This is a genomic window from Stenotrophomonas sp. As-7 (assembly GCF_030291015.1).
GTDB lineage: Bacteria > Pseudomonadota > Gammaproteobacteria > Xanthomonadales > Xanthomonadaceae > Stenotrophomonas > Stenotrophomonas lactitubi.
On record NZ_CP127405.1, the window covers coordinates 546256 to 562466 of the forward strand.

General features: G+C 67.5%; 14 protein-coding genes. 10 read left to right on the plus strand and 4 right to left on the minus strand.

The genetic code is table 11. From position 1 onward, the window contains the following. The first annotated feature begins 96 nt into the window (after positions 1-96). From QP457_RS02520 to QP457_RS02530, 3 genes are read left to right on the plus strand one after another with little or no spacing between them, the layout of a single operon-like run. Positions 97-1356 carry a histidine kinase gene (locus tag QP457_RS02520; protein ID WP_100554616.1) on the plus strand — a complete coding sequence of 420 codons (1260 nt, stop codon included), beginning with the start codon at positions 97-99 and terminating at the stop codon, positions 1354-1356. Continuing rightward, positions 1346-2116: a LytTR family DNA-binding domain-containing protein gene (locus tag QP457_RS02525; RefSeq protein ID WP_205405392.1), complete on the plus strand. Its 771-nt coding sequence runs from the start codon at positions 1346-1348 to the stop codon at positions 2114-2116. The genes QP457_RS02520 and QP457_RS02525 overlap by 11 nt, the downstream gene beginning before the upstream one ends. 32 nt (positions 2117-2148) lie before the next feature. Further along, positions 2149-2493, plus strand: a complete 345-nt coding sequence (locus tag QP457_RS02530) for a hypothetical protein (protein ID WP_100554618.1) — start codon at positions 2149-2151, stop codon at positions 2491-2493. Positions 2494-2532: 39 nt separating this feature from the next. Here QP457_RS02530 and QP457_RS02535 read toward each other — a convergent pair whose 3' ends face one another. After that, positions 2533-3147 (minus strand): hypothetical protein, encoded by a 615-nt coding sequence (locus tag QP457_RS02535; protein ID WP_025878393.1) that lies wholly within the window; start codon positions 3145-3147, stop codon positions 2533-2535. Between the two features lie 310 nt (positions 3148-3457). Here QP457_RS02535 and QP457_RS02540 point away from each other — a divergent pair, with 310 nt between their 5' ends. Beyond that, positions 3458-4387: an oxygenase MpaB family protein gene (locus QP457_RS02540; RefSeq protein ID WP_180167756.1), complete on the plus strand. Its 930-nt coding sequence runs from the start codon at positions 3458-3460 to the stop codon at positions 4385-4387. Positions 4388-4542: 155 nt separating this feature from the next. Here the strand turns inward: QP457_RS02540 and QP457_RS02545 are convergent, their stop codons facing one another. Continuing rightward, the gene (locus tag QP457_RS02545; protein WP_205405391.1) at positions 4543-5130 is read right to left on the minus strand and encodes a TetR family transcriptional regulator; all 588 of its coding nucleotides are present in this window, start codon (positions 5128-5130) and stop codon (positions 4543-4545) included. A gap of 131 nt (positions 5131-5261) precedes the next feature. Here QP457_RS02545 and QP457_RS02550 point away from each other — a divergent pair, with 131 nt between their 5' ends. Together QP457_RS02550 and QP457_RS02555 are read left to right on the plus strand one after the other, a co-directional pair. Then, positions 5262-6476 (plus strand): MFS transporter, encoded by a 1215-nt coding sequence (locus QP457_RS02550; RefSeq protein ID WP_205405390.1) that lies wholly within the window; start codon positions 5262-5264, stop codon positions 6474-6476. After that, a complete protein-coding gene (locus tag QP457_RS02555) occupies positions 6473-7648 on the plus strand; it encodes an MFS transporter (protein WP_205405389.1) in 1176 nt (391 codons plus the stop codon). The genes QP457_RS02550 and QP457_RS02555 overlap by 4 nt, the downstream gene beginning before the upstream one ends. 166 nt (positions 7649-7814) lie before the next feature. On the opposite strand, the gene QP457_RS02560 is transcribed toward QP457_RS02555, so the two are convergent. Beyond that, positions 7815-9926 (minus strand): M13 family metallopeptidase, encoded by a 2112-nt coding sequence (locus tag QP457_RS02560; protein WP_180167760.1) that lies wholly within the window; start codon positions 9924-9926, stop codon positions 7815-7817. 174 nt (positions 9927-10100) lie between these two features. On the opposite strand from QP457_RS02560, the gene QP457_RS02565 reads away from it, so the two are divergent. Further along, the gene (locus QP457_RS02565; protein ID WP_205405388.1) at positions 10101-13163 is read left to right on the plus strand and encodes an EAL domain-containing protein; all 3063 of its coding nucleotides are present in this window, start codon (positions 10101-10103) and stop codon (positions 13161-13163) included. Between the two features lie 68 nt (positions 13164-13231). Here the strand turns inward: QP457_RS02565 and QP457_RS02570 are convergent, their stop codons facing one another. Further along, positions 13232-14113 (minus strand): LysR family transcriptional regulator, encoded by an 882-nt coding sequence (locus tag QP457_RS02570; RefSeq protein WP_205405387.1) that lies wholly within the window; start codon positions 14111-14113, stop codon positions 13232-13234. Between the two features lie 94 nt (positions 14114-14207). On the opposite strand from QP457_RS02570, the gene QP457_RS02575 reads away from it, so the two are divergent. Genes QP457_RS02575 through QP457_RS02585 form a run of 3 tightly spaced genes read left to right on the plus strand, consistent with a single transcriptional unit; the run spans position 14208 to position 16124 of the window. Continuing rightward, positions 14208-14618 carry a DoxX family protein gene (locus QP457_RS02575; RefSeq protein WP_100554626.1) on the plus strand — a complete coding sequence of 137 codons (411 nt, stop codon included), beginning with the start codon at positions 14208-14210 and terminating at the stop codon, positions 14616-14618. Positions 14619-14661: 43 nt separating this feature from the next. Next, positions 14662-15471, plus strand: a complete 810-nt coding sequence (locus QP457_RS02580; RefSeq protein WP_205405386.1) for a class III extradiol ring-cleavage dioxygenase — start codon at positions 14662-14664, stop codon at positions 15469-15471. Then, positions 15468-16124 carry an alpha/beta fold hydrolase gene (locus tag QP457_RS02585; protein WP_205405385.1) on the plus strand — a complete coding sequence of 219 codons (657 nt, stop codon included), beginning with the start codon at positions 15468-15470 and terminating at the stop codon, positions 16122-16124. The genes QP457_RS02580 and QP457_RS02585 overlap by 4 nt, the downstream gene beginning before the upstream one ends. The last annotated feature ends 87 nt before the right edge of the window (positions 16125-16211 follow it).

Sequence of the window (16211 nt, forward strand, 5' to 3'; positions counted from 1 at the left end):
GCTTCCATCCACCCTTTCCGGCCCTTCGTCGCACACCGCTTGTTTGCCCGAAGGGCCGCTCTATGCTCGGCTCACCCCTTCCACCAAGGCGCCGCCGTGATCGCCAGCTTCTCCCTCATCATCCGTCACCTGCTGGCCTGGGCCGCGGCGCTGTTCGTTGCCGGCATGGTCTGGAGCGGCATCTTCAGCGGCATGAACGACGGCCCGGGCTGGGTGTTCGGGCTGCTGGTGATGTTCCTGATGATCTCCGCGCTGGGCAGCGCGATCACCCACGTGCGCCGGGTCTGGCTGGTGGCCGGTCGCCTCGATGGCGCCACACTGTCCGGCCGCCAGCGCCGGCAGATCGAACTGCCGATGGATGCCGGCCAGGCCTTTGCGGTGGTCGAAGCAGCCGTCGGCGAACTGCCACGGGTGGAAGAGGTGGAGAGTTCTGCCGGCAGCCTGCAGGTGCGTGCCTATGTGCGGCGCGTCGACCTGTGGAACGGTCGGCAACCATCGCGCTGGAACCTGCCTGCGCGGCTGGCGATCAAGCGCAACAGCGTGCTGGCCACGGTTACGCCGGGGCAGGGCACCAGCACCGTCACCCTGCTGTTCGAGCCGGATGCTGGTTGGTGGGCCGATCTGCTGGCACTGGATGAAGGCAGCAACTATGAGAACGCCGAAGCGGTGACCCGTGCGATCAGCCGCCGTGTGGCCGACCAGCGCCGCGACGAGCAGGCCGCCGCCGAACAGACCCAGGTGGAAAAGGAACTGTCGGTCGCGCGCTTGAACCTGCTGCACGCGCAGGTCGAGCCGCACTTCCTGTACAACTCGCTGGCCAACGCCCAGGTGCTGACCCGCACCGACCCCGCGCGCGCCGAGCAGATGCTGGGCCACCTGATCCAGTACCTGCGCAGTTCGCTGCCGCAGGTGGATGAATCGATGTCCACGCTGGGCGTGGAGCTGGAACGTACCCGCGCCTACCTGGAAATCCTGCGCATCCGCATGGGCGCACGGCTGGCGGTGGAAGTGCAGGTGCCCACCGAGCTGCACGAGGTGAAGCTGCCGGCGATGGCGTTGCAGACATTGGTCGAGAACGCGATCAAGCATGGCCTGGAGCCCAAGCCCGGTGGCGGTACGGTCTGGATCCTTGCGCGCGGTTTCGATGACCACGTCACCGTGACCGTCGCCGACGATGGGCTCGGCTTCGGCCAGGGCACCAGCGGTACCGGCATCGGTCTGAAGAACCTGCGCGAACGTTTGCGCCTGACCTGCGGAGAGCAGGCTGGGGTAGCGATCGTGGCCAATTTCCCCAGCGGTGTAGCCGCCACCATGACCCTGCCGCAGTCGGCCAAGGAACCCCGCCATGCCGCTTGAAGCGCTGATTGCCGAAGATGAAGAGCTGCTGCGGCACTCGCTGGTCGAGCAGCTCGGGCGGCTGTGGCCGGAGCTGAAGCTGGTGGCCGAATGCGAAGACGGTGCCAGTGCGCTGGAACAGCTGGCCGAGAAGCAGCCGGACATCGCCTTCCTCGACATCCGCATGCCCGGCATCAGCGGCATCGAAGTGGCGCGGTCATTGGCCGAACTGAGCCCGCGAACCGAGGTGGTGTTCGTTACCGCCTACGACCAGTACGCCATCGATGCCTTCGAGCAGGGCGCGATGGATTACCTGCTCAAGCCAGTCAGCGACGAGCGGCTGCTGGCCACGCGCGACCGCATTCTTTCGCGGCTGCCATCCACGCGCCAGGACGATGCGGTGCTGGAGCGCCTGCTGCAGCGCCTGGGTGCAGGCCCGGTCGCCAACGATCGGCCACCGCTGGCCTGGATCACCGCCAGCAACGGTCGCGATACGCAACTGATCATGCTCGACGATGTGGTCTATTTCCGCGCTGACAACAAGTACACCACGGTGGTCACCGCTGCCGGCGAAAGCCTGCTGCGTACACCGCTGCGCGAGCTGCTGGAAGTGCTCGATCCGCAGCACTTCCGCCAGGTGCACCGCTCCACCATCGTCAACATGAAGGCCGTCGCAGCGGTCAGCCGAGATGACACCGGGCGCGGTGTGCTGCGCCTGCGCCAGCGTGCGGAAACGCTGGTGGTCAGCCAGCCATTCATGAGCCTGTTCCGCGGCATGTAGCCGTGGCTTTTGCCATTCACCGAGGAACGAACATGCGCCGTATCCTGCTTGCAGCTGCCGCCGTGCTGGCCATCGCCGGCTGCGAAAACTCCAGCAACACCTCGATCACCCGCACCAACGCCAATGGCGTGGACACGCTGTACAGCAAGAGCACGGTGGTCGATGGCGTGGCGCGTTTCGAGTGCATCGCCAGCAGCAGTGGGCAATGCCATTACCTGGTGCTGGCCCCGGGCTGCAGCACCGACACCGCCTGTGCGACGCCGCCGCTGCGCCATTTCGCGGTGGCCGTAGGCAAGACCGAGCAGGTCAGTAACCTGCCGAAGGACTTCCGCCAGTGCGTCAGCGACGTGCAGAAAGAACAATGCCACCGTGACTGAGCACGGTGGCATTGTGGCTCCCCCCGGATTGCGTTCGGCTCAGTAAGCCGGCTGCAGCGTCATGTCGTGATGGTGTTCGGTTTCACCGACATGATTCAGGCGACCCACCAGTTCGGAGTGCTGCTTCATGCGCCCGATCTCGGTCATGATGCGGATGTCCTCGTGGCGCAGCTCGCGCTTGGCGGTGACCGCCTGCTTGTAGTCCAGCACTTCCGGATAGTGTTCAGCCAGGTCCAGCGCTTCGGCCACGTGCTCGACGCTGTCAGCCTTGGAGGTGATGCGGGCGCGGCTGTTGAAGGCCTTCATCCAGCGCTCGAAGCCGGCGGTGCGGTCGAACATGTTGGCCATGAACCAGATCACGAACAGGATCGAGATCCACGAGCCGAACACCACGACCACGCGGGTGAAGGTGATGTGGTAATCGTCGCGCCACAGGTAATTGGTGATCAGGCCGAGGATCAGCAGCGAGGCCGCCTGCCATCCGACGATCGAAGTGATCAGCCATTGGCACTTGGCCTGGGCCAGCACCGCCACTTCATCGCGGATCTGCTGTTCGCTGAGGCTGCGCCAGTGCGCGACCTGTTTTTCGAACGGGCTGCTGTAGAGCTCGTTGTCGCGAAGCAGTAATCCCAAACCCTTGAACAAAGCAATCATGGCTGGCTCCTTGGTGGAACGTGCGGCGATCTGCAGTGGACGGTGTGGCGGGTTCAGTTCTAGCACTTCCAGCGAGCGGTGCAATGGCCTCAAGGCCACGCGGCACAAGGGTTCTGTCTGAACAGGTGAATATTGGTGCGCCGCAGCATTGCTCGCATGGCCTGCGACAAGATGTCGCAGGGTGAAACGTGCTGCGCGCGCACATGAAACCGACGCTGAGCGGCCGGGCTCGCCGTGCCTGTCGTGATCGCCCAGAATCGGGGGGAACCGCGCAGGACGCGGTCCGCCCCTCCGTCGATCTGGACCCATGATGCCGCCGTTGCTGCACCGTCTTTCCCGCCCCGTCACCGCCCCGATCCGACGCTGGGTACTGGATGCGTTTCCGCGTGATCAGAGTGGCATCGACTACGACCACCCGCTGGGCGATCCCGGCTGGTTCGGTGCGGACAGCGTGACCTGGCGGATGCACGCCGAACTGCCCTCGATGCTGGCCGGCGGCCTGTGTGCCCTGATGCTGCAGACCCTGCATCCGCGCGCGCTGGCCGGTGTCTACGACCATTCCAATTTCCGCCAGGACCTGGTCGGCCGCCTGCGCCGTACCACCGCTTTCGTGGCCGGCACCAGCTACGCGCCGGCAGGCGAGGTGGAAGCGCTGGTGGCCAAGGTGCGGCGCATCCACGCGCAGATCCGCGGCCATACCGCGCAGGGTGAGCCGTATGCCGCCGATGACCCGCAGCTGCTGACGTGGGTGCATGTGACCGAGGCCTACGGCTTCCTGCAGGGCTATCGCCGCTACGGGCGTGAGGTGCCTGCCGCGATCGCCGACCGCTACTACGACGAGTACCGTTGTGTGGCCGAAGCGCTGGGCGCGGTGGATGTGCCGCGCAGTGCGGCGGAAGTGGATGCGTACTTCTGCGCGCGGCAGCCGGAGCTGGTGGTGGACGAACGCTCACGCGAGGTGCTGCAGGTGCTGTCCGGCGTTCGCCTGCCGGTGCCGGTGCCCGGCCTGTCACGCGAAATTTTCCTCGGTGCCGGTGCCGCGCTGCTGCCGGACTGGGCCGAGGGCATGCTCGAGCGCAGCACGCGCCAGCGTGCGCAGGCCGCAGCCTCGGCCAAGCTGATGCAGGGCATGGCGCCGCTGTTCCGCCGCGCGCTGCCCGATGGCCTGGCGACCCGCGCCTGCGCACGGGTGGGTGTGCCGGTGGACGTGTTGCGCGAGTGGCCAGCATTGCCCCGGTAGATGCCGACCTTGGTCGGCGCGCCGCCGCGCGGCGCCGCATCCACGCCATGCGTGCATGGTGCCCAGTAGATCCACACCATGCGTGGCTGGCCCACAGTAGATCCACACCATGCGTGGCTGGCCCACAGTAGATCCACGCCATGCGTGGATAGGCCTTACCCGGTCGACTTCAGCCCACGCAACAGCATCTCCAGTGCCGCCGTTGCTTGGCGAAGGCGTGCATCGCCATCCTCGCCTTCGGCAATCCAGAACGCTGCTTCGGCCAAGCTGCCGTAGATCAGCGAAGCCAGTGCCTGCGCATCCACCGGTGCGACCACGCTCTGCGCGATCAGCTGTTCGATCAATCGCTGCATCGAGTGCACGCAGTGCTGCTGCGATTCCGGTGATGCACCACCGAGCACCGCACGTGCGTCGCGCAGCACTATGCGCTGGATCTCCGGTTCCAGCGCCATCTCCAGGTAGGCACCACAGCGCCGCAGGAAGCCGTCCCAGGCATCGTCGGCGCCATCGCTGATCGCCTGCAGGCGCGCATCCGTCTCGGCGTCGAGCTGGGCGACCACCGCCGCCAGCAGCCCCTTCTTGTCGCCGAAGTGGTGATACAGCGCACCGCGGGTCAGCCCAGCCTGGGCTGTCAGGTCGTCCATCGAGGTAGCGGCATAGCCTTGTTCGCTGAACACGCGGCGGGCAGTAGCCAGCAGCTTGGCGCGCGTTTCTTCCATCTCGGCGCGGGTGCGACGGACCATCCGGAACTCCTTACATACGAAGTGCATGATTATTTACATACGCGCCGTATGAATGTAGCCTCTTATTCATACGCTCTGTATGTATTGTCGTGGCGCCGCGTGCGCCAGGCAAGTCTGCCCTGGAGATTTCGATGGCCACCCCGTACCGCGACTTGTTCGCAGCCCCCGGCACCACCGGCCTTGCCCTGGCCGGGCTACTGGCACGCCTGCCGCTGCCGATGACCGGCATCGGCTTCATCACCTTGCTGTCGCAGCTGCGCGGCAGTTATGCGTTGGCCGGCGCGGTGTCGGCCACCTTCGTGCTCACCTATGCATTGCTGTCGCCGCAGGTGTCGCGCTGGGTCGACCGCCATGGTCAAGGCAGGGTGCTGCCGTGGGCCACCGCAGCCAGCGCGACAGGCCTGCTGCTCCTGCTGGCCTGTACAGTGCTGCAGGCGCCGGACTGGACCTTGTTCGCCGCGGCGATGCTGGCCGGCTGCATGCCGAGCGTGTCGGCGATGGTGCGCGCGCGCTGGACCGCGATCCACCGCGGCCGCCCGCAACTGCAGACGGCCTATTCGCTGGAGACGGTGTTCGATGAGGTCACCTTCATCGCCGGGCCGCCGTTGTCGGTCGGGCTGTCGGTGGCGGTATGGCCGCAGGCTGGCGTACTGGCTGCCGCCCTGCTGCTGGTCGTCGGCGTGGCTTTACTGGTGCTGCAGCGTGGCACCGAACCGCCACTGCAGACCTGCGAGGGCGCCGCACCTTCGCGCTCCCTGCTGCGACAACCGGAGATCTGCCTGCTCGCATTGCTGATGCTGGCGATGGGTGTGGTTGTCGGCACGGTCGACATCACCAGCGTGGCCTTTGCCGAACAGCGAGGGCAGCCACTGGCAGCCAGCGCGGTGCTGTCGGCCTACGCACTTGGCAGCTGCGTGGCAGGCCTTCTGTTTGGTGCGCTGAAGCTGCAGGTGCCGTTGCAGCGCCTGTTGCTGCTGGGTGCTGGAGCCACCGCGTTGACCACATTGCCGCTGCTGTTGGTGGGCACCCTTCCTGCACTGGCCGCTGCGGTGCTGCTGGCTGGGCTGTCCTTCGCGCCGACGATGATCGTGGCGATGTCGCTGGTGGAACAGCGCGTGCCCGAATGGCGCCTCACCGAGGGCATGACCTGGTTGCTGGCTGGCCTGAACATCGGCGTGGCACTGGGTGCTGCGTTGTCCGGGCAGAGCGTCGATGCCGGTGGTGTGCGCAGCGGCTTCGTCGTCGCGTTGGTGGCAGGCAGTGTCGTGCTGCTGGTCGCCCTGCTCGCGCAGGGTGCGCTGCGCACTTCTGCTTCGTCCACTTCCTCTGCAGGGATGGTGCCGTGAGTACTTCATCGCCCGCGCACGCGGCGCCTGTGCCCCGCCATCCGTGGTGGGCCATCTCCGCCGTCGGCCTCGCCACCTTCTCCGTGGTCACCACCGAAATGCTGCCGGTCGGACTGCTGACCCCCATCGCCGACAGCCTCGGCGCGTCCGTAGGCACCGCCGGTCTGATGATCTCGTTGCCGGCACTGCTGGCGGCGCTGTTCGCACCGCTGGTGGTGATTGCAGCCGGTGGCATTGATCGTCGCCGCATCCTGTGCGCGTTGCTCGGCCTGCTGCTGGTGGCCAACGTCGCCTCGGCACTGGCGCCAGGCATCGCATGGTTGCTGGCCGCGCGTGTGTTGGTGGGCTTCTGCATGGGCGGCATATGGGCCATCGCCGGCGGACTGGCGGCGCGGCTGGTGCCGCCAGCGCGCATCGGCCTGGCCACCTCGATCATCTTCGGTGGCGTAGCCGCGGCCTCGGTGCTGGGCGTGCCGCTGGGCGCGCTGATCGGCGAGGCGCTGGGATGGCGTTGGGCCTTCGTGGTGATGGCTGCGTTCAGTGCAGCCGTCCTGCTGTTGCACCTGTGGGTGGTGCCGGCGTTGCCGGTGGACGGCTCGGTGCGCGCGCGCCAGTTCGTGCAGCAGCTGGGCAACCGCGGCCTGCAGCAGGGGCTGCTGCTGACCCTGCTGCTGGTGGCGGGGCACTTCATCGCGTTCACCTATGTGCGGCCGTTGCTCACCACGCTGGCACACATCGATGCGACATGGATCGGAGGCCTGCTGTTTGCCTATGGCATGGCAGGCATCGTCGGCAACTTCATGGTTGGCCTGCTGGCGGCGCGACGTCCGCGCGGGTTGCTGCTCGCCATTGCGCTGGGGTTGCTGCTGACACCGCTGTTGTTCCTGTGGACCGGCGGCACGCCAGCCAGCGGTGTGGTGGTGCTGCTGGTGTGGGGCCTGGCCTATGGCGGGGTATCGGTAGGGTTGATGACATGGATGATGGCGGCTGCCCCCAAGGCCGTGGAGATCGCTACGGCGCTTTACGTGGGCGTGTTCAACATCGGCATCGCGCTGGGCGCGTGGGGTGGGGGGCTGCTGCTGGATGGCCTCGGGTTGCACGCCAACCTGTGGGCGGCGGCCGGGTTCGCGGCGGCGGCGACGTTGGTCGTGGCGGGTATGCGCAGGCAATAGATCCCCGCCATGCGTGGATGCCTGAAAAGCGCCAACCAAGGTTGGCACCCACCAGAGCGGGGCGGGTGGATTCCAGCCATGCGTGGATGGCGGAAAAGCGCCAACCAAGGTTGGCGTCTACCCATGAAAACGAAACGGGCGCCTTTCGGCGCCCGTTCGCGTTACATCACCAGACCTTGACCCGCTTGTCCGGGGCCAGGTACAGCTTCTGGCCTTCCTTCACGTCGAACGCCGGGTACCAGGCGTCGATGTTGCGCACCGTCAGCGCGCGGAACTGGCCCGGTGCATGCACATCGGTCAGCAGCGAATTGCGCAGCGCCTGCTCGCGGCTCTTGCTGCGCCAGGCCTGGGCGAAGCCGAGGAAGAAGCGCTGGTCGGGGGTGAAACCTTCCAGGGTCTGGCCCGGCTTGCCCTGCAGCGACAGCTGGTAGGCGTCGTAAGCAGTGCCCAGGCCGGCGACGTCGGCGATGTTCTCGCCCAACGTCAGCTTGCCGTTGACATGTACGCCCGGGAACGGCTCGTAGCTGCTGAACTGCGCGGCCAGCGCATCACCGGCAGCGTTGAACTGCTTGAGGTCTTCGGCCGTCCACCAGTTGTGCAGCTTGCCGGTGTCGTCAAACAGCGCGCCCGCATTATCGAAGCCGTGGCTGATCTCATGGCCGATCACCGCGCCGATCGCACCGTAATTCACCGCGTCGTCGGCGGCGCCGTCGAAGAACGGCGGCTGCAGGATCGCCGCCGGGAACACCAGGCGGTTTTCCAGCGGCACGTTCATCGCATTGATGGTCTGCGGCAGCATCGCCCACTCGCTGTGGTCGACCGGCTTGCCCAGCTTGGCGATGTTGCGCTGGTACTCGAACAGTTCGGCGCGCTGTGCATTGCCCAGCGGATCATCACGATGGATTTCCAGGCCGCTGTAGTCGCGCCACTTGTCCGGATAGCCCATGCCCACGGTCAGGCCAGCCACCTTGGCCTTGGCGCTGGCCTTGGTCTGCGGTGACATCCAGGCCAGTGCGTCGATGCGCTTGGCGAAGGCGGCGATGATGTTCTTCGCCATCTCGTCGGCACGTTCCTTGGTCTTGGCATCGAAGTGCTTTTCGACGTAGCGCTTGCCGATGGCCTCGCCGACGGCATGGTTGGCGTCATCCACCGCACGCTTCCAGCGATCGCTCTGCTGCGGCGTACCGCTCAGCGCGGTGCCATGGAAGGCGAAGCGCGCATCTGCGAACTTCTTCGGCAGATAGGCGGCGGCACGGTCCAGCGCGTGGAAGGTCATGTAGTCCTTCCAGGCATCCAGCGGCTCGGTGGCCACCAGCTTGGAGAGGCCGGCCACGGCCTTCGGCTGCCACACGATGAAGTCCTGCTGCTTGCCGAGTGCGGCTGCGTCCAGGAACGCGGCCCAGTCCATGCCCGGCGCCTTGGCGTTGAAGTCGGCCTGGGTCCAGGGGTTGGCACCCTTGGTCACGTCGTTGGTTTCTTCCTGGGTGGCATGCGCCTGCGCGATCTTCGTTTCCAGGGCGAGGATGCGCTGCGCCTTGCCGGCCGGGTCGGCCACGCCGGCCAGCTGCAGCACCTGCGCGATGTAGGCCTGGTACTGCTTGCGCAGTTCGGCCATGCGGCCACCCCCCAGGTAGAAATCGCGGTCCGGCATGCCCAGGCCGCCCTGCACCAGGTACGGCGCAGTGCGGTCGGGCTGCAGCAGGTCCACCGAGACCCAGAGGCCGAACAGGCGGTCGGTGTAGAAGTTGGTGGCATTGAGCAGGTCGACATCGGCGCGTACGTCGCCGCCGAGGGCGCGGGCCAGGCCGGCCTTGTCGGCGATCGCATCGATGTTCTTCAGCTGCGGCTGCACCGGCGCCAGGCCGCGCTGTTCGATGCCGGCCTCGTCCATGTAGGCGGCGTAGTAGTCGCCGATCAGCTTGTCTTCGCCGCTGGCCTGGGCGTTGCCGGCAGCGCCTTCCAGGATCGCGCGGGTATCGGCCTGGGTCTTCTCGGCGATCACGTTGAAGCTGCCGAAGCGCGAGCGGTCCGCCGGGATCTCGGTGTTCTTCACCCAGCTGCCGTTGGCGAAGCCGAAGAAGTCGTCACCGGCGGCGACGCTGCGGTCCATGCCACTGGCATCGAAACCAAAGCTGCCCAGCATCGGCTTGGCGGCAGCGGGTGTCGCCTCGGCCGGTGCGGCGGTGCCGGCGGCCGGATCGGCCGGGCGGTCGCAGGCGGCCAGGGACAGGCTGGCAACGATGGCCAGTGCCAGGGTGGGGCGGCGCAGCTTGGACATGGACTTCTCTTGCGGCGGAAAACTCCAAGTCTAATCCGCTGCGGGCCGGCTGGACGTGCCCGGCAGGGCCAGCACTGTGCGTGATCTGGCTGAACACGCAGCAGCGACCTTCACGCGGTCATCGGCGTGGTGCATGCTGCGGGCTGGATGTCTGCAGCACCCGGGGGAGGGCGCATGCAGGACAGGTTGAGGCGTCAAGAATGGCGTCCGCCGGCCGTTGAGGTCGGGGATGTGGAGGAATCGTTCGCGCATGAAGCCAGCCGACTGCCCAGGGAAGACCGACTGATGCCGGCGCTGAGACACGCGCTGGCCCGGCCGTTGCGTGCCATTACCTGGGGCGGCGTGGTGCTGGGCGTGCTGCTGGCGGTCGGCCTGGCCGCGATGCTGGCCAACGATTACCAGCGCCGGCTGGAAGCCGCGCAGCGGCAGAGCCGGGCGCTGGCGGTAGGCAGCGAGCGCCTGTTGGCACTGGAACTACGCAACCTGGAGCGGGCGATGGGGGGCATCGCCGCCGATGCGGCCGAGCTGTTCCGCACGGTGCCTGCGCAGGCGCCCGCGCTGCTGGATGCCGCCATTGCCGGCGTGCTGCGCCGCCACGCCGAACTGCACAGCATTGTCGTGCTCGATACCTACGGCCGCGCCCTGACGGCCGGCAAGGGCGACCTGCAGCTGCCGCTGTGGACCGATCCGCAGCGACGCGGGCAGGGAAGCGCGCTGTACATCGGGCCGCCGCAGCGTGCCAACGACGGTGGCTGGGTGGTGCCGCTGGCGTTGCCGATGGAGGGTGATCGCTGGCTGCTGGCGCGGCTGCGCTGCGGCGAACTGCAGCGGATCGTGGGCGGTCTGGATGTGGGGCCCAGTGGCCTGGCCTCGATCAGCGACGCCGATGGCTACATGCTGGCCCGTGTCCCCGATCCGCATGGCACCGTCGGCCGCCGTTACACGCTGCCGGCACGCAAGCTGCTGGGCCGGCAGGCCGTGGTTGAACTGGGCAGCATTCCCGGCGCGGTGGACCACATCCCGCGCATCTCCACCATCAGTACCCTGGAACGCAGCCCATTGGCGGTGCAGGTTGGCCTGGCCAACGAAGATGTGCTGAAGCCGTGGTGGCCGTATCTGCAGGCGGCGATCGCCATCGTGCTGGCCTACGTCGGAGTGCTGGTGGTGCTGCTGTATGCGGTGCGCCGCAGCACTTGCCGGCAGCAGTCGATGGCCGAAGAGCTGCGGACCGGCCACGCCGAGCTGCGCCTGGCCCATCAGGTGGGCCGCGTATGTACCTGGTATGTCGACGAAGACGCTGCGCTGCTGCGCTGGTCACCGCTGGCTCGTGAGATCTTCGGTGTGCAGACCGATGCGCTGCCGGTGGCCGATTTCTTCGCCCGCGTGCACCACGATGACAGCGCACGCATGCAGCAGGCCTTCGACCAGGCCTTCGCCGGCACCGCGGTACTCGACGAAGAATTCCGCCTGGTGCTGCCCGGCGGTGCCGTGCGCTGGGTGGCCGCGCGCGGCCAGCGGGTGGCGGTGGCCGATCGGCAGCGGCGCATGATCGGTGCACTGACCGACCTCAGCGAGCGCTACCAGGCGCGCGAGCAGATGCGCCAGGTCGAGCGCCGCTTCCGCCTGCTGTTCGATCGCAACCCCGCGCCGTTCTGGGTGTTCGATCCGGACACATTGCGCTTCATCGAGGTCAACGAGGCGGCCGTGCAGCAGTACGGCTACAGCCGCGATGAATTCCTGGCGATGAGCATCCTCGACATCCGCCCGCGCGAGGGTTGGGACGAGGTCAAGGGCGCCATCGCGCAGGTGCGCAGTGGTGAACTGCAGGACGCTGCGGTGCGCCTGCACCAGCGCAAGGATGGCACGGTGTTCGAAGTGCGCGTGCACCTGTCGCAGCTGGATTTCGATGGCCAGCCCGCATGCCTGGTGCTGGCCGAGGATGTCAGCGAACGCCTGGCCTACGAGCGCGACCTGGCCTATCACGCGCGGCACAATCCGGCCACGGGCCTGCTCAACGTGCGCGCGTTGAGCGAACAGCTGGACGAGCAGTCCGGCGCCTACACCATCGCCTATGTACAGCTGCGCGGCCTGCAGCTGGTGGCCGATACGCTGGGCCGCGAGATCGGCGATGCGGTTCTGCAGTCGATGGCCTCGCGCCTGGGCGGGCTGGGCGCGCGCTTCGGCCTGCTGGCGTTCCAGCCGGCAGAAGACTTCGTGCTGGCGATCGCGCCGGAACACAACACCCAGCGCGTGCTGGATGATCTGCTGCAGATCGTCTCGGCACCGATGCGCGGCCAGGATTCGCTGCACCAGTTCGAACCCCGCATTGGCGTGGCGGTACATGACGCCGACGCAGGCCACAGTGCGGAACAGGCGATCGGCATGGCCGCGCAGGCGGCGCACGCGGCCCGCGCCGAAGGCAACGTCGTGGCCTGGTTCGATGCGGCGGTGACCACCCGCCTGGCCGACCGCCTGCGCCTGGCAGGTCGTATCCACGCGGCCATCGACAACGAGTTCCAGCTGTACTTCCAGCCGATCCGGCACGCCAGCGATGGCAGCCCGGCGTCACTGGAGGCCCTGCTGCGCTGGCCGCAGGCCGATGGCAGTTTCATCCCGCCCAGCGAGTTCATCCAGTTGTGCGAGGACACCGGCCTGATCCTGGCGTTGGGACGCTGGGTGATCCGCGCGGCGGCACAGGCACAGCGGCGCCTGGTCGAAGCAGGATGGGGCGAGCTGTCGATCGCGGTCAACGTGTCGGCGGTGCAGTTCTTCAACAGCGATCTGGTGGCCGAGTTCGCCCGCGCGCAGCAGGATTTCGGCCTGGCCCGCGGTGCACTGCACGTGGAGCTGACCGAGAGCAGCCTGATGCGCAAGCCGGCACAGGCGATGCAGACCATGCAGCGCCTGCACGAGCAGGGCATCAGCGTGTCGCTGGACGATTTCGGTACCGGCTACTCGAGCATGTCCTATCTGCAGCACTTGCCGCTGGATATCCTCAAGATCGATCGCAGCTTCGTCGCCGACGTGGAGACCAATCCGCGCAACGCGTCGATCTGCCGGGCGCTGCTGTCGCTGGGCCACAGCATGGGGCTGACGATCATCGCCGAGGGCGTGGAAACGCCGGGACAGCTGGATTGGCTGGCCGCGCATGGCTGCGACCAGGTGCAGGGTTACCTGCTGGGGCGGCCGGCACCGCTGGAGAAGATCATCGCGCAGCTGGATGAGGTTGTTGCCTAGGCCGCGCGTCGTGCTCGCCGGGCATGGCCCGGCGCTACCGTGTCATGGGCGCGCCTCTGGTAGCGCCCTCACACCCCGGTTTCCACCAGGTAATCGATGAAGCTGCGCACCTTTGGCGCCAGATGGCTGCGGCTGGTGTAGACGGCGAAGATGCCGATCGGCGCGGCTTCCCATTCCGGCAGGATGCGCACCAGGCGGCCATCGGCGAGGGCTTCGTGCAACAGGAAGTCCGGCTGCAGGATCACGCCCATCCCGGCAATCGCCGCTTCGCGCAGGACGTCGCCGTTGTTGGCGCGCAGCAGGGTGGTCACTGCCACCTTCACTTCGCCGCCGGGCCCCTGCAGTGGCCAGTGGTCGCCGGCTGCCCAGTAGCTGTAGCCGAGGCAGGTATGCGTCTGCAGATCCTCGGGTGCCTGCGGCGTGCCGTTCGCAGCCAGGTAGGCCGGTGCGGCACACAGGCTGATCCGTGATTGGCCCAGGCGCCGCGCGATCAGGGTCGGGCCCGGCTCGCGGGTGATGCGGATGGCCACGTCGTAGCCTTCTTCGACCATGTCCACCAGGCGGTCGGACAGCGCCAGGTCCAGTTCGACCTGCGGGAAGCGCTCGCGGTAACCGGCCAGCAAGGGCCCGAGGCGGGCGATGCCCCAGCTGACCGGTGCATTGATGCGCAGCATGCCGGACGGTTCCAGCGCCTGTGCGCCGATGCTGGCCTCCAGCGCATCGAACTCGGCCAGCAGGCGCACGCACTGGGCGTAGTAGGCGGCACCGGCGCTGGTCGGGCTGACCCGGCGAGTGGTGCGGTGGAGCAGGCGGGTGGACAGGCGTTTTTCCAGCGCGGCGACCTGGCGGGTGACCCCGGCCGTGGACATGTCCAGCGCCTGTGCGGCAGCGCTGAAGCCGTTGCGTTCGACCACCGCGACGAACACGCGCATGGCATCCAGGGTGTCCATTGTTTCGCCTTTTGAAATAAATACGGTCGATTCATCGTATTTATCGGTGGGGAAGAGCGCAATAACCTGTGCCCTGTCCCCACCGAGGTGCCCCATGAACGCTACCGCCACTCCCCTGTCCCCGCTTGCCCCGTATGCCGCGACCCTGCTGCGGCTGGCCCTGGGCGTGCTGTTCCTGGTCCATGCGCTGACCAAGCTGCTGGTGTTCACCCCCGCCGGTACCGCTGCCTTCTTCGAATCGCTGGGCCTGCCCGGCGTCCTGGGCTACCTCACCATCGCCGTTGAGCTGACGATTTCCGCAGCGCTGCTGCTCGGCATCTACGCGCGCTGGATCGGCCTGCTCGGTGTGCCGCTGCTGCTGGGCACCATCGTGACGGTGCATGGCGCCAACGGTTTCAGCTTCGCCAACACGGGCGGCGGTTGGGAATACCCGGCGTTCTGGGCGCTGGCCCTGGTCGTGCTGTTCCTGCTTGGCGATGGCCGCTGGACCCTGCGTTCGCGCTGATCGTCATCCGGCCCGCTGCCTGTTCCTGTCATTGGAGAAGATCATGTCCCGCCTGCCTTCGCTGTACATCTCCCACGGCTCGCCGATGACCGCCCTGCATCCGGGCCAGGTCGGCGTGCGCCTGGCCGAGCTGGCCCGCGACCTGCCGGCACCGCGTGCGATCGTCATCGCCTCGGCGCATTGGCTGGCCCGGCAGCCGCTGGTCGGCAGCCATCCACACCCGCCCACCATCCACGATTTCGGGGGCTTCCCACGCGAACTGTTCGAACTGCAGTACCCGGCGCCCGGTGATCCGGTGTTGGCCGAAGACGTGGCGGGTCGCATCGCCGCCGCAGGCCTGCCGGTGGCACTCGATCCGCAACGTGGCCTTGACCACGGCGCGTGGGTGCCGCTGCGCCTGCTGCACCCGCAGGCCGACATCCCGGTGGTACCGGTGTCGATCCAGCCGATGCTGGGCCCGCAGCATCAGTTCGCGCTGGGCCGCGCACTGGCGCCGCTGCGCGAACAGGGTGTGCTGTTGATCGGCTCGGGCAGCGTCACCCACAACCTGCACGACTGGGGCAACTACCACGACGGCAAGGAAGCGCCCTACGTGCGTCCCTTCATCGACTGGGTGGAGCAGCGGCTGGCCGCCAATGACCGCGATGCCCTGTTCGATTACCGTCGACAGGCACCGTTTGCGGAGCGTGCGCACCCCACCGACGAGCATCTGCTGCCGTTGTACTTCGCGATGGGCGCGGCGGGCGAGGGCGGCTTTGGTGCCAAGCGCATCGATGCCGGTATCGATGCCGGCTTCCTGGCGATGGACCTGTACCGCTTCGATGGCGCCGATCGCGCTCAGGATGCGGCGTGAACCCGCTGCTGCAACCGGTGCTGGAGCGCCCTGCGCAAGGACCGGCGCAGGGCCTGGTGGTGCTGTTGCACGGGGTGGGCAGCAATGAGCAGTCGCTGCTTCCGCTGGCCTCGGCCATCGACCCGCGCCTGCACGTGCTGCTGCCGCGCGGTCCTGTGGTCTTCGGGCCACAGGCGTTCGGCTGGTTCACGGTGCGCTTCGATGCGCAGGGGCCGGTGATCGATCCGGCGCAGGCCGAGACTTCGCGCCTGCTGCTGGCGGATTGGCTGGCTGGCCAACAGCAGCGGCTGGGACTGGATGCGCGGCAGACTGCGCTGGCCGGCTTCAGCCAGGGCGGCATCATGGCCGCCAGCGTCGCCCTGACCCAGCCGCAGCGGGTGACATCCTTCGCGATCCTGTGCGGGCGCATCCTGCCGGAAATCGCGCCGAGCATCCCGGCTGATGTGGGCCAGGCCGGGCTGGACGCGCTGGTGGTGCACGGCTACGACGACGACAAGCTGCCCTACACCCTGGCCGAAGCCGCATCGCACCGGTTGCAGGCACTGGGCGTGGCCCATCAGCTGCGTGGCTACCCGGTCGGCCATGCGTTGTCCGCGGACATGCAGCGGGACACGCTGGCGTGGCTCGGGCGGCGCTTGCTGTCGCGGTCCTGACGCGCATTCAGATGGCTGGCCGCAGTGGCGGCCTGCTGTGTTAAGTTTTTTCCCGTCCCCCGGCGCACTCCGGTTTTTCCGGCCCCA

Excerpts from the sequence above, each read along its gene's own strand:
- QP457_RS02525 (WP_205405392.1), top strand. The coding sequence starts at position 1,346 with ATGCCGCTTGAAGCGCTGATTGCCGAAGATGAAGAGCTGCTGCGGCAC.
- QP457_RS02530 (WP_100554618.1), top strand. The coding sequence starts at position 2,149 with ATGCGCCGTATCCTGCTTGCAGCTGCCGCCGTGCTGGCCATCGCCGGC.
- QP457_RS02535 (WP_025878393.1), bottom strand. The coding sequence starts at position 3,147 with ATGATTGCTTTGTTCAAGGGTTTGGGATTACTGCTTCGCGACAACGAG.
- QP457_RS02540 (WP_180167756.1), top strand. The coding sequence starts at position 3,458 with ATGCCGCCGTTGCTGCACCGTCTTTCCCGCCCCGTCACCGCCCCGATC.
- QP457_RS02545 (WP_205405391.1), bottom strand. The coding sequence starts at position 5,130 with ATGGTCCGTCGCACCCGCGCCGAGATGGAAGAAACGCGCGCCAAGCTG.
- QP457_RS02550 (WP_205405390.1), top strand. The coding sequence starts at position 5,262 with ATGGCCACCCCGTACCGCGACTTGTTCGCAGCCCCCGGCACCACCGGC.
- QP457_RS02560 (WP_180167760.1), bottom strand. The coding sequence starts at position 9,926 with ATGTCCAAGCTGCGCCGCCCCACCCTGGCACTGGCCATCGTTGCCAGC.
- QP457_RS02565 (WP_205405388.1), top strand. The coding sequence starts at position 10,101 with ATGCAGGACAGGTTGAGGCGTCAAGAATGGCGTCCGCCGGCCGTTGAG.
- QP457_RS02570 (WP_205405387.1), bottom strand. The coding sequence starts at position 14,113 with ATGGACACCCTGGATGCCATGCGCGTGTTCGTCGCGGTGGTCGAACGC.
- QP457_RS02575 (WP_100554626.1), top strand. The coding sequence starts at position 14,208 with ATGAACGCTACCGCCACTCCCCTGTCCCCGCTTGCCCCGTATGCCGCG.
- QP457_RS02580 (WP_205405386.1), top strand. The coding sequence starts at position 14,662 with ATGTCCCGCCTGCCTTCGCTGTACATCTCCCACGGCTCGCCGATGACC.